Consider the following 12,596-nt stretch of genomic DNA (forward strand, 5'->3'; position numbering starts at 1 on the left):
AACCCCATAATTCAGGAGGAAACATGGCGATTTACGTCACCGCACAGGATGAGCTTATCGTCGGCAACGAGCTGGTGGTAGAAAGCGAGGCCCCCGAAGGCGCTTTCGCCGCCGTTTTTGAAGACGACGGCCAGACCGGCTATTTCTACGCGCTAGACCACTCGATTGAAGGGAATCCTATTCAGGACGCCGTACACATCTATAACGTTGAAGACGTTACCGACGGCGATAAGCCGTCCGACGTACAGATTGGCTGGTCGGAAGACGGCCGCAAGTGCGTTCTGCTAATTAACGGCTATCCGCACGGCGCGTTCAACTTTGAAAGCCAGCGCGGCTACTGCCGAACCGGCTTTCCCGACGCTTTTGGCGAGTGGTCTAAAGAAGGACACCAGTGGGACGACGACGCCGTCGAGCGCTTTTTCTCTACTCCACACTAACGGGCCCGGACGCTTGCGGCGCGCGCCGCCACAGCCGCTTGGCGCCAAACCCCGCGCGGTTGTCGGTCATTTTTACTTCGTCGAGGCTCAGCCGCCAAAGCGGTGCCGACGCCATTCTGGCAATGGGGAAGCGCTTAAGATAGAGCGCTCGCGCCCGCTGGGCCTCTTCTCCTTCTAATAACGTCAACCGCCCACGGTACTGAATTCCCTGAATCAAAAGCACGTTGCGCGTTTGCGCAGTTATCGCTCCCGCCGTTCTTTCATCATTCAGCGCCGCCCGCCCGTGACGAGTCGTCGCTTCCGTCATTAAAAGCAGCGACATCGATTCCGCGTCAAACGCATAAAAGCAGCTGGCGCACCAGGGAAAGCCGTCGTCTTCAGTAACGCACAGCGTCACGACGTGCTGTTTGCTCAAATAGCGGCAGATGGCCTTCAGGGCCTGTTCGCTGTTTTCGTTCACGGGGCCTCAACGTCAAGGAAGAAAAGAGAGAAGGGTCATCACGTTATCACAACCGCTTTTGGTCAGAAAGCTGATAACATAGCGGCCAGCGCAACTTTACGGAATCACCGAGTGGAAAACGACTCTCCGGCCGCGCTAGCGGCCGTTTGGCATCTGTACATCATAGAAACGGACGACGGCAGGCTGTATACCGGCATCACCGTGGACGTCGAGCGGCGATTTAAGCAGCACCAGTGCGGCAAAGGCGCTAAGGCGCTGCGGGGAGCGGGGGAACTCAGACTGGTTTATCGGTGCCTCATCGGCGAACATTCGCTGGCGCTTCGGCTGGAATACCGCATCAAGCAGCTTAATCGCAGGCAAAAAGAGAGGCTGGTGCAAGACCAGCCTTCGCTTTCTGAACTTTCTAACCTATTAGGGTGTGTCGCGTAGTTCGCGCCTGAATTAAAAGCGATCGAACGGCGTAGAGTAGGACACCAGCCCGGACGCACTCGACAGCGCGTCGTCCGCCAAAGGATAGACCTGAAACGCCGCTTCGGTTCCAGGCCACTTGCAGTATAGCCCTGCTGCGGCGGCGTTTTTAAATCCCAGTCCGCCGTAGTAGCCAGGATCGCCCAGCGCCACGACGGCCGCATAGCCAAACTCGTTGAGCGAATCCAACCCTTCATACACCAGCTGCTTGCCGATCCCCTGCTTACGATAGCCTTCCGCTACCGCCAGCGGCCCCAGTCCGACCCACTGTAGCTCTTCGCCGTTTACCATCACCGGGCTAAACGCCGCGTAGCCAATTACGCCGCCCTCATCGTCGGTCGCAACCACGCCCAGCGTAATCAGGCCGTCTTCCCGAAGGCTATGCACCAGCTCGGCCTCTTCGCCGCCGGGAAATGATGCCTCAAGCAGCCGAGAAATACCGGCTGCGTCGACGGGGATCTCGACGCGGATCAGCATGATGCGGGCGCGTGCGAAGCCGCTTCGCCGCCCTCTTTCAGGCCGGCCTCAACGAAGTCGGCAAGCTGCAGCAGGCCAATGCGCAAAGGCGCGGGCATGCTGTCCAGATCGATAGAATCCATCAAGTTTTTAACGTAAAGCCCCAGCTCCGTATCGCCCTCAATCACCAGGCGGCGTTGGAAAAACAGCGTATCCGGATCCTGCTTGCGGGCGGCGATCAGGATTAAGTCATTGGCTTCACCGCTAAAGCTGACGTCCTCCTGCTGGTTCTCGCTCACCAGCAGCGCCCCGCCGCGCACGGTAACGAACCAACGCAGCTCCAGATCCCGCACTTCGACCTTCAGCCAGCGGCCTTCCAGAAAGTCCAGCTCCCCTTCCGCCAGCGCCTGCTTGAACTGCCAGCTCAGGAGCTGCTGCAACACCTGCTTTTGTAACGCAAACGGCGTCAGCCTGATGGGTAAACGAAGGAAGGACGGCCCCTGACGGACCAGACGTGCTCTTAACTGTGCTAACACGGGCTTACTCCTGCAAAAAACGATTGGTGCTATTGTGCCACAACGCAGGGGAAAATCGTGTGGGTAGCTCAAAAAATTGTCACTACCTTACCATAGCCGACGATGCGCCCCATTTCTCTCACTTCAAACTCATCTCCCACGTTCAAGCTCATTTTCATGTACTCCCAGCTGGCAAAAGTGATTGTGACAAAAAGATCTTCCCCAGGGTAATGGATCTCATCATCTTCATACTGGTGCCGGCCGCTAACCAAATACTCGACATTTTTAAACTTATGGTGTGGCGAATAGCTGCTCTTTATTCCCATTTCTTTAGGAAAAGGCACGTCATTAGAAATAGTGAATATCGCCAAAATATTCCCAGCCATCAATGCCCCCACTTACAGATAATAATGAGGCAATTAGCTAAAGGATTTTGAGTTATAAGCAATTTCCCAAACCTCATTTTTTACGCATTCATGCGTGAATGGCACAGGGCCAGTGACTTCAATCGCTCTATAGTCGTTTATTTCATACTTTTTTATCAGCATTTCTCTCATAACGTGGAGCGGCTGCGCGTAAAGGCCATTTCTGAGCAGATCGCAGCGGCAGTCGCTAATCATTCCCTCATTTTCCGATATATATCCCAAAAAAACGGTTCGGCCATCGCTTAGCTCAAAATAATCTATTATTTTCATTTTGAATTTCACCTGGCCATGTCTCCATAGAAATTACTGCCCTCGACTTAATACAAAATATCAAGCCTCGGAATTTTTTGTTATATTTTCCGGCACACTCCAGTAGGTCAGGGTGGAATAGTATAACTATTAACATTGGACACGGAACGTTATGGGAAATAATCTCTCTCGTGATGGCGACAACTCTAGAAATATCATCAATACGCCGGACATAAAAAAGGCTGCCCCTCAGTACAGCTGGCTGCATAACGACGGTGGAACCATTAAACAATGGCTCATCAACCATTTTTCTAAGATTTCCCTAATTACCTCAGCGGCCAGTTATACCTCCAGGTATTGCACCGAAAACTGGCAAAATACGCCGTGGAATGAATTTAACATTTTCGCCCCCCATTAACAGGACGGTTTATGGAACAGGATGCTCGCCTACATACGGCCATGCAGGCTATGTGCAATAATAAAATGACGGAAAACGGCCCGCAGCGCGAATGGTTTATCGCCGATATAGCGGGTTTTCTGCGCGATGAGCGTTATGACGAACTGGATGCGCTCTACAACCAGGCGCTGGCTGAAAGCTTCACCTGCCGCGAAGCGGAAAAGCGCTATTTCCGCTCCTGGTGGACGAACATGACCGATTTCTATGATATGGACGCTCCTGTTAAAGCTGGACCAGACGGTCTGGCGCTTATTAAAAACTGGCAGCGTGCACGTCCGCACTCCACTCACGCCTGGCTTGCCGAGGCGCAATACTGGAACAATTACGCATGGCTATATCGCAGCTACGGCTGGGCAAGAGAAACCACCCATGCGATGTGGATCTGCGCGGCGGCCTGTAATGAACAAATGGTGATTGCCGCCCTTAATGCCATTCACTGCGAGCCGCGCCAATGGATGGCCGCCGCGCTGACCAGCACCAACTCAAAAGTTTTTGGTCAACCGACGTGGCTGGTTGCGTTCTTGCAGGGTGAAGAAGTGACAGGACAGCCGATAATGCAAGAGCTTGCCCGCTATCGTCAGTCTTCACCGCAAGAAACGGACGCGCTGATGGCGCATTCCGGGCTGTCGTTCGATAACGCGATTTGCCCTTCTCTGCCTCGTCCTTCCTGGCTACCGGCTTGCAAAGGCGATGCCGGGCAGAAATACTGGCTCTCCGTCTGCCAGCGTATTTTCCCCACGGCGTTTTACGCGCTGGATGAATACATACCGTTTCGAATGCCGCGCTGGAGAGGCTCGCATGAAGAGATCCGCGAGTTTCTGGCCTCGTCCGTTTGCGCGCATCTGTCGCCGGAGGAACGGGAGCATCTGGAGCTACTTATCTGGTGGGATGACTACCGCGATCTGCGCATCAAGGAAATCGATTCCTCCGAAGAGCAGGAACGCGTCATTGCCAAAGCCAGAGAAATAGCCCTGCACGCACGCAGCCGAGAGGCTCGCCATAATGCGCTGGGGTGGCTCATGAACTGCTATGACGATCTGGAAAACGAAGACGCGCTGTGGCGCTGCATTCAGCTAGCCGTCATGGAAAAGAGAAAGCTGAATAACTATTTTACCTATCGAGCAGTGGCGTTTGCACTGCGTGATTTTCCCGACACGAACTGGATTTATAATTTTATCTGTCAGAACTCGCAGCAGACGTTATATTCAGGCGTGGAAATCTATCGCGGCTATTTTCAGTACGCCGGGCTGTTCGGCTTTGAGAAAAACGAGAAACGGGCTAAAGCGTGGTTGGACAAAGAGAGCGTTAATAGTATCGAGTGTAGCCCCACCTGGAACTGGACTATTCGCTCGTTGCACTGGCTCAAGCTCACGGAACACTGTGTGCCGCTAGCGGAGCTTGGCGCGCAGAGAAATATTCCCGGCGCAATGAAATGGTTGGGCCAGGAACACGAAAGCAGCGACGATAACAGTTTGTTGCCGTATGAACCCGCCACCGCGTTGGACTATTACCAGCGAGCGGCGGAAATCTTGCGTAAACAAATAAGCCTGCGTGACAGCATCGCATATCCGCTGGTGAGTAATGGCGAATACACACAGTACGAAGACGACCTGGGACATATTTATGTCAGAATAGCCATGTGTTACAAATGGTTAATTCGGGAGGAAACCTCTCAGCCCAAGCGCTTTGCCGATGAAAAAAAGATGCTCGATTACCTGTATCAGGCGCACCAACTCGGGCGTGAAGGCGCCTGGCGGTTATACCTGCTCAATATTTTTGAGGTGAAGGATTACACGTTGGCGCACGCACGACTGGATATGTTGCATGAGGAAGCTGACAAAGGCTCGATGGAAGCGATGGTTACGCTGTCGCGGCTGTATGGCAACAAGCAGGACAAAAAGCTGTTTAATATGAAACAAAGCGCGCGCTGGTATCATTTTGCCAAAACGCTCTATCCAGACAGTGACGTCGTGTGGGATTGTCTTGCCCATCTACACGGAGATGCTTTCTGGAAGCGATGCCGCTATGCCTGGCTAACGTTGAAACTCTCGGATGCAGAACTGCCTGGCCGGGCTACCCCTAAGCCCACGCGACATTAACTAACCTGAGAGCGGGTTAAGCCGTCATCAATATTGCCATGTCTGAACGGGACATATTGACTGACGGCTTATGCTCTTTAAGACAATACGCGAACAAACCACGCATCGTATTCAACATGAAGCTGTTAGTGGCTATCCCCCCAGATACGGTAGACAACGATTTTGTCGTCATAGCATACGCCGTACCGCAGTAACCAAACGATAAATCTGGCAGATACCTCGAACGCATAAGCCAGATAGATTATCCCAATCTACAAATAGCTGCCTCAAATCAAAATTCGTTATCAAAAGGTTAACTACAATCGGCACCAATCGTTTTATGTGATGATTTTTCAGGAACTCTTGATGGAACTGCTTTGCCCAGCCGGTAACCTGCCGGCGCTGAAGGCGGCCGTAGATAACGGCGCCGACGCGGTGTACATCGGTTTTAAAGACGACACCAACGCCCGCCACTTTGCGGGCCTTAACTTTACCGACAGCAAGCTTGCCGAAGCGGTGGACTACGTTCACCGGCGCGGGCGCAAGCTGCACGTGGCGATCAACACCTTCGCCCACCCGGACGGCTTTTCCCGCTGGCAGCGGGCGGTCGATCAGGCCGCGGACATCGGCGCGGATGCGCTTATTCTGGCGGACATCGCCATGCTGGAATACGCAAGCCTGCGCCACCCGCAGCTTGAGCGCCACGTTTCGGTGCAGGCGTCGACCACTAATGAAGAAGCCATTCGTTTCTACCACCGCAACTTTGACGTCGCCCGCGTGGTGCTGCCTCGCGTGCTCTCGATGCATCAGGTCAAGCAGCTTGCCCGCGTGAGCCCGGTTCCACTGGAGGTATTCGCCTTCGGCAGCCTGTGCATTATGTCGGAAGGACGCTGCTACCTTTCCTCCTACCTGACCGGCGAGTCGCCCAACACCGTCGGCGCCTGCTCGCCCGCCCGCTTCGTGCGCTGGCAACAGACGCCGCAGGGGCTGGAGTCGCGCCTTAACGACGTGCTGATTGACCGCTATCAGGACGGCGAAAACGCCGGCTATCCGACGCTGTGCAAAGGCCGCTACCGGGTTGACGGCGAGCTTTATCACCCGCTGGAAGAGCCCACCAGTCTCAATACCCTTGAGCTTTTGCCAGAGCTTTTGGCCGCCAACATCGCCTCGGTGAAAATCGAGGGCCGCCAGCGCAGCCCGGCCTACGTCAGTCAGGTCGCGAAGGTATGGCGACAGGCGATTGACCGCTGCCTGGCCAACCCGCAGGCGTTTACCGTTGAGCCGGCCTGGAGAGACGCGCTGGGCGCCGTCTCGGAGGGTACGCAGACTACCCTCGGCGCTTACCATCGTCAATGGCAGTAGCAGGAGAAAGAGATGAAATACGCACTGGGCCCGCTGCTGTACTATTGGCCTAAAACCGACACCGAAGCCTTCTATCGCGCGGCGATGGAGAGCAGCGCCGACGTGATTTATCTGGGCGAAACGGTGTGCAGCAAGCGCCGTGAGATGAAAGTAGCCGACTGGCTGGCGCTGGCGAAAGAGCTTGCGCAGTCGGGCAAGCAAATCGTGCTGTCCACGCTGACGCTCATTCAGGCGCCGTCGGAGCTGACCGAGCTTAAGCGCTACGTTGAAAACGGCGACTTTTTGATTGAAGCCAACGACTTCGCGGCGGTCAACATGGCCGCTGAAAACAACCTGCCCTTCGTCGCCGGCCCCGCGCTTAACTGCTATAACGCCTACGCGCTGCGCCTGCTGTTAAAGCAGGGCATGGCGCGCTGGTGCATGCCGGTCGAGCTTTCCCGCGACTGGCTGGCCAATCTGCTGATCCAATGCGAAGCGCTGGATATCCGCAATCGCTTTGAAGTTGAGGTCTTCAGCTACGGCAACCTGCCGCTGGCCTACTCCGCCCGCTGCTTTACCGCCCGTTCGGAAAACCGCGCCAAGGACGAATGCGAAACCTGCTGCATCAACTATCCCAACGGCAGGGAGGTGATTTCTCAGGAAGAGCAGCGCGTGTTCGTACTTAACGGCATCCAGACGCAGAGCGGCTACTGCTACAACCTCGGCAACAACCTGAAGGATATGGAAGGGCTGGTCGACGTAGTTCGCCTGTCGCCGATGGGGCTCGATACCCTGACGCTGCTTGACGACTTCCGCCGAAACGAACGCGGCGAAGCGCCGCTGGCGCTTAAAGGGCAGGCTGACTGCAACGGCTACTGGCTGCGCGTGGCGGGGCTGGAGCTGGTGACGGAATAGGCTTAACCGCACGCCGCCGCGATAGGCCTATCGCGGCGGCGATTTTATTTAAGGCCGCTGGCCAAAACCCAGCCTTCGGTAACCTCGTGCGTCACCGGATGGACGTAGCGTACAAACGTAAAGCCTGCGAACGACTTCCCGTTCAGCGCCTGCACGCTGTCGCCGTCAACGATGAACGTTTTATCTTCACGCACGCAAACGCCGTTCGGCGCATCGTAAAAATATAGCCGCTGGCGGTGATTCGCTACCCGGCGGGGGCTGAAGTTACTTTCCGGCCAGGTACTTACGTTGGTCTGTCGAAGGGCGTCATCACAAATATCATCCACCGAATCCAGCCTGTCGGCGCGCACCCAGCCCATCACGTCTCTAAACTGAACCAGCAGATAGCCGTTTTGCTCATCTCCCGCCTCTTTGTCTAAAAGACGCTGCGAAGCCTCATCGCGCACGCCCAATCCCACCACCTGAACGATATCGCCGGGAATAACGAAAACGGACTCGCTGCAACATTGTTCTACCGGTGCGGAATAAAACCCGGCGCGCGATTTCCCTTTCACGACCCAGCGGGGAGATTCAACCATAATGGCGTCAAGCTTTAGGCGACTAAACAATGACTGGCATTTTTTCGCCCGCTGAAGGCACTGCTGATAGCGCTTTCCCGCTTCCTGGTTAAACGTCAGCGGGCTGTCGTTGATGTCCGTCAACACGTTGCGCGTCGGATCGTAAGTCACCCAGCCCAAGTCCCCTGCGCCCGGCGTTTCCGGCGTTTGCGTTTTCCGTCGGTCATAGAGATGGAGCGCTATTTTACCGCCCTGCTCTTCGGCCTCAATGCGCAGGTCTTTCTCCGACACGCCTTCCGCCGCCATAAGCGCCTGATTGCTGCCGGCGACCATGCTTAATTGTGAAGCCGAACAGTCAAACAGCGGCGCCATCATGTCGTCCGCTGCCGATGCGCTGAAGAAGCACTGCGCCGCCAGCAGGATTAGTGCGGTCAGCCCCGCTCGTCCTTGATAAATATTCATCTACTCTACTCGGTCAATGGCCGAACTTCACATCGCCACGCTGGCGATATCCGGCCTCTCATGCACGCGATAAAGCGGCAGCCGCAGCGAATCATCTTTAGAAGCCTCTTTAGCGGCGCTCGCCTTGGCCTTTTTCCCCTTTTGCGCCTTTGGCGAAGCCGGCGTTTTCATCACGCCGCTCGCCAACATGCTGTCGGGCGCGTCCGGCTCCAGCAGCGTCACTACCAGGTTGGCCAGCGGCTGGTTCAGCGGCACGTAGTAGTACCCCGGCGCAAGCTCCAGCGACACGCTCTCCAGATGGCTTAACAGACGGCGAGCCGCTTCCGGCGCTTTTATTGTCTGCGCCGACTTGCTTAACGGAACCAGCGCATACTGCTGCGCCTTAATCGTCTGCTTTTCGCTGACCTGGTAAACGTCAACGCCCAGCGCCTTCAGTCGGGCGACCGACGCTTTCTCAGAGGGCGGCAGCAGATAGGCGTAAGGTCGTGGGCGGGTAAGCACCGGCATGACGTCCAACGCCGACTCCACCTGAACGTTGACCTTGACGTTGTCCGCCGTTTTAGCATCCATCATCGACAGCGTCATCGGGCTTGGCAGCGACTTCCCCCGCACGACGATCGCGCCCTGCCCGGCCTGAGCGTTAATCTCCTCGCGAACGCCGCGGCGCTGCGCAATAACGTCGTCATGGTTCTTCGCCGCCGCCTTCACCAGGCTTTGTATGGATAAATACTGGGTGTAAACCCGGCGAGCAAAATGCGCCTTTCCAAGCCCAACGCCGCGCGTCGCGAAAGAGAGCGAAACGGCGTTACGTAAGCCGGCCGCACTGCGAAAGGTATTGGCGTCAATGCTGCCCATATTGACGAGCCCCTTATCGGCGCCGTCACCGTCAAGAGTCAAGTAGCCGCTGTGGCTCAGCCCGTTCGACTCCAACGTGTTAATCAGGCTCTGGCGGAAAGTGCGTTCACTCAGCGTCGTCACCTTGATCGACAGGTTGGGCGCGGTGGCGTACTGAATCATCGCGTCATAGCGCGCAAGCGCGCCAAACTTTTCCAACCAGCGGCCCGCCGGCTGGTATTCACGGCTGTCCAGCACGACGTCCGGCTGATATTCGTTCATCACCGAGGCCAGCGCCCTACTTTCCGGCGAGCTTAACGCAAGGTGATCCTTATTCAGGTCTACCCCATTGGCCAAGGTTTCGGTAAACGCGTCGGCCCCGTCCGGGTTAGCCCTTGGCACAATCAGCACGTTAACCCACGAGAGCACGTCGCCCTCTTTTCCCTGTGCAAGGCTCTTGGCGTAAGCCAACGCGCCCTCGCCGGAAGCGGGTTCATCCCCGTGCTGCATCGCTACGATAAGCACCGTCGGCTTACCGTTCTTTATCAGCTGCTGGGCGGAAACGTCCTGCGTCTGGGAGAAAACCAGCATCGGGATATCTTTGCCCTTCTGCGATTTGCCGATAGTGGTCACGCGCAGATTGAGAGAGGTCTTGCTCAAGCCGGCGATAAACTCGGTCAGTTCGTCCTGGCTGGTGAAGTCCTTTTTATCCGCGGCAAAGGCCGGCGTTCCCAGATCGAGGCTGGGCGCGGGAAACTGCTTAACGATAGAAGGAACTTCCTGATAATCCCTGGCGGGATCGTACTTCGCATAGGTACTGGTCGAAAATAAAGACAGGCCAAACAGGCAGGGGAACAGCGCAACGGCCGCCGTTCTGGACAACTTTCTCATGACGCATCTCCAAAGAAACGCCGGCAAGGCTTCATCTTCTCGCCGGTAAACTGCGGCTATTATTCCACTAAGCGAGCACAGAATCTCTCCTCTCGTTGTAAATCCGCACGAAAAAGCGAGCGCTAAGGTTCTCCCTCTTACTTCATGCGCGCTTCACACGACGCGGATAGCATTAAAAAATAGACAATAGATTTCATAACAGGACGTTAGCCATGCCAACCGTTGTCACGCACGCCGCCGTTCCCCTATGTATCGGCCTTGGGCTGGGGAAAAGAGCGATTCCCCCCTCTTTACTGCTGGCCGGCGTCGCCTTTGCCGTCATTCCCGACCTTGACGTGCTCTCCTTTAAGTTCGGCGTTGCCTACGCCAACGCCTTTGGCCACCGGGGATTTACTCATTCACTGCTGTTCGCCTTTGCGCTGCCGACGCTGGCCCTGGCGCTCAAGCGGTGGTTTAAGGTTGGATACTGGAGAATATGGTGTTTTCTCACGTTGTCCTTACTGTCGCACAGCGCGCTGGATTCGTTGACCACCGGCGGCATGGGCGTCGGCTGGCTGTGGCCGTGGTCGCAGGAACGTTTTTTTGCGCCCGTTCAGGTCATCAAGGTGGCGCCGTTTAGCTTGGCAAAATATCTGGAACCAAGCGGCATCGCCGTCATCAAGTCAGAGCTCGTGTGGGTGTGGCTACCAGGGATCGTCATGATGCTGTCGATGATGGTCGCCAGAAGAATAGACCGGGCCGAAGTTCAACAACCCTCATAGAAATAATCGATTACAGCAATAATCCCTACCTTACGCCGGGATAGTGGGTTATTGCTGCGTTAACCGCTAAATATCCCGGTTTAGTCGCTGAATATCACACCAAAACGCCCTCCTTTAGCGATTTATGTCATTTTAACCAATATCCCTATCTGATTGATTTAGCGATTTATGACTGCAATTCGCCGCCCAAAATTTAAAAACCAGTCTATTCTTCTTATATCAATCGATTAAGCACCGTTATTCCCCTGAATTTTGGTTAACTTAAAAATCATCTTTTGATGACAATAAATTAATATTATTTACATTTTTGTAACTTTTAAATAAAATCAGCTCACAATCGGGCTATTCCCAAAAGCCCTGGATATAACAAAGCACTTGAGTCCTTTGTCACGAGGTCGACCGATGAGACTAAAACAATGTACGACGCTTTCTAAAGTGTTGATAGTCGGATTAACGGGATTACTCCTCAGCGGCTGCGATATGGCCCTGATGAACCCCAAGGGGCAGATCGGCATGGAGCAAAAGTCCCTGATCGTCACGGCAATTCTGCTGATGCTGATAGTCGTTATCCCCGCTATCTTTATGACTTTTCTCTTCGCATGGAAATACCGCGAATCCAATCAAAGCGCTAAATACACGCCTAACTGGGCCCACTCGAACAAGATAGAGCTGGTGGTTTGGGGCATTCCCTGCATCATCATTCTGATCCTCGGTACGCTGACGTGGAAAAGCACTCACGCGCTCGATCCAAGAACGCCTATCGAGAGCGACGCCAAGACGATCACCATTGAAGCGGTTTCTATGGACTGGAAGTGGCTGTTCATCTATCCGGATCTGGGCATCGCTACCGTTAACGAACTCTCTTTCCCCGAAAACGTGCCGGTCAAGTTCAAGATAACCTCCGACACGGTGATGAACTCGTTCTTTATTCCAAGGCTCGGCAGCCAGATTTACGCGATGGCCGGCATGCAAAACGTCGTGCACCTCATCGCCAATGAAAAAGGCGTTTATCCCGGCATGTCGGCCAACTACAGCGGCAAAGGCTTCTCCGGCATGAAGTTCAACGCGCTGGTGACCTCGGAAGAAGACTTCAACAAGTGGGTGGAAAAAGTCAAACAGTCGCCCAATCAGCTACAGTGGGCCGACTACGGCAAGCTCGCCAAGCCGAGCGAAAACAATCCGGTTGAATACTTCTCTACCGTTAAGCCCGGCCTGTATCTGGACATCATTAATCAATATATGGATATGGACAAGAGCAAGCACGCACATCACTCTGGAGCCGAGGAATAA

At 54.9% G+C, this 12,596-nt stretch carries 15 protein-coding genes; 8 read left to right on the forward strand and 7 right to left on the reverse strand.

The annotated features are described in order from the left end of the window. Positions 1-23 precede the first annotated feature (23 nt). Complete coding sequence (locus tag V8L73_RS15670; RefSeq protein ID WP_347253399.1) at positions 24-437, forward strand: DUF2251 domain-containing protein; 414 nt, start codon at positions 24-26, stop codon at positions 435-437. Here V8L73_RS15670 and V8L73_RS15675 read toward each other — a convergent pair. Then, entirely contained in the window at positions 424-897 is a 474-nt protein-coding gene (locus V8L73_RS15675) for a YhbP family protein (protein WP_347253400.1), read from the reverse strand. The genes V8L73_RS15670 and V8L73_RS15675 overlap by 14 nt on opposite strands. 111 nt (positions 898-1,008) lie before the next feature. On the opposite strand from V8L73_RS15675, the gene V8L73_RS15680 reads away from it, so the two are divergent. After that, on the forward strand, positions 1,009-1,326 hold the full coding sequence (locus V8L73_RS15680) for a GIY-YIG nuclease family protein (protein ID WP_347253401.1): 318 nt from the start codon (positions 1,009-1,011) through the stop codon (positions 1,324-1,326). 12 nt (positions 1,327-1,338) lie between these two features. Here the strand turns inward: V8L73_RS15680 and V8L73_RS15685 are convergent, their stop codons facing one another. The 4 genes from V8L73_RS15685 to V8L73_RS15700 all read right to left on the reverse strand — a co-directional run bounded on the left by V8L73_RS15685 (position 1,339) and on the right by V8L73_RS15700 (position 3,031). Beyond that, positions 1,339-1,842, reverse strand: a complete 504-nt coding sequence (locus V8L73_RS15685) for a GNAT family N-acetyltransferase (protein WP_261831993.1) — start codon at positions 1,840-1,842, stop codon at positions 1,339-1,341. Next, positions 1,836-2,357 (reverse strand): ubiquinone anaerobic biosynthesis accessory factor UbiT, encoded by a 522-nt coding sequence (ubiT, locus tag V8L73_RS15690; RefSeq protein WP_027274808.1) that lies wholly within the window; start codon positions 2,355-2,357, stop codon positions 1,836-1,838. Before ubiT ends, V8L73_RS15685 begins: the two co-directional genes overlap by 7 nt. Before the next feature lie 68 nt (positions 2,358-2,425). Further along, entirely contained in the window at positions 2,426-2,722 is a 297-nt protein-coding gene (locus V8L73_RS15695) for a hypothetical protein (protein ID WP_347253402.1), read from the reverse strand. 33 nt (positions 2,723-2,755) lie between these two features. Beyond that, positions 2,756-3,031, reverse strand: coding sequence for a hypothetical protein (locus V8L73_RS15700; protein WP_347253403.1), 276 nt, complete (start codon positions 3,029-3,031; stop codon positions 2,756-2,758). Between the two features lie 151 nt (positions 3,032-3,182). On the opposite strand from V8L73_RS15700, the gene V8L73_RS15705 reads away from it, so the two are divergent. The 4 genes from V8L73_RS15705 to V8L73_RS15720 all read left to right on the forward strand — a co-directional run bounded on the left by V8L73_RS15705 (position 3,183) and on the right by V8L73_RS15720 (position 7,801). Further along, on the forward strand, positions 3,183-3,428 hold the full coding sequence (locus V8L73_RS15705; RefSeq protein ID WP_347253404.1) for a hypothetical protein: 246 nt from the start codon (positions 3,183-3,185) through the stop codon (positions 3,426-3,428). A gap of 11 nt (positions 3,429-3,439) precedes the next feature. Beyond that, entirely contained in the window at positions 3,440-5,566 is a 2,127-nt protein-coding gene (locus V8L73_RS15710; protein ID WP_347253405.1) for a DUF4034 domain-containing protein, read from the forward strand. Positions 5,567-5,911: 345 nt separating this feature from the next. Beyond that, the gene (gene ubiU / locus V8L73_RS15715) at positions 5,912-6,907 is read left to right on the forward strand and encodes a ubiquinone anaerobic biosynthesis protein UbiU (RefSeq protein WP_027274803.1); all 996 of its coding nucleotides are present in this window, start codon (positions 5,912-5,914) and stop codon (positions 6,905-6,907) included. A 12-nt stretch (positions 6,908-6,919) separates the two neighbouring features. After that, entirely contained in the window at positions 6,920-7,801 is an 882-nt protein-coding gene (locus tag V8L73_RS15720; protein ID WP_347253406.1) for a U32 family peptidase, read from the forward strand. A gap of 44 nt (positions 7,802-7,845) precedes the next feature. Here the strand turns inward: V8L73_RS15720 and V8L73_RS15725 are convergent, their stop codons facing one another. Continuing rightward, on the reverse strand, positions 7,846-8,820 hold the full coding sequence (locus V8L73_RS15725) for a hypothetical protein (RefSeq protein WP_347253407.1): 975 nt from the start codon (positions 8,818-8,820) through the stop codon (positions 7,846-7,848). A gap of 27 nt (positions 8,821-8,847) precedes the next feature. After that, entirely contained in the window at positions 8,848-10,545 is a 1,698-nt protein-coding gene (locus V8L73_RS15730) for a M14 family metallocarboxypeptidase (RefSeq protein WP_347253408.1), read from the reverse strand. Positions 10,546-10,757: 212 nt separating this feature from the next. Here V8L73_RS15730 and V8L73_RS15735 point away from each other — a divergent pair, with 212 nt between their 5' ends. Further along, positions 10,758-11,306, forward strand: coding sequence for a metal-dependent hydrolase (locus V8L73_RS15735; protein WP_027274799.1), 549 nt, complete (start codon positions 10,758-10,760; stop codon positions 11,304-11,306). Between the two features lie 402 nt (positions 11,307-11,708). Next, positions 11,709-12,596, forward strand: a complete 888-nt coding sequence (cyoA, locus tag V8L73_RS15740; protein WP_051155715.1) for a ubiquinol oxidase subunit II — start codon at positions 11,709-11,711, stop codon at positions 12,594-12,596.

The sequence above is a fragment of the Leminorella grimontii genome, assembly GCF_039789245.1.
Lineage (GTDB): Bacteria > Pseudomonadota > Gammaproteobacteria > Enterobacterales > Enterobacteriaceae > Leminorella > Leminorella grimontii.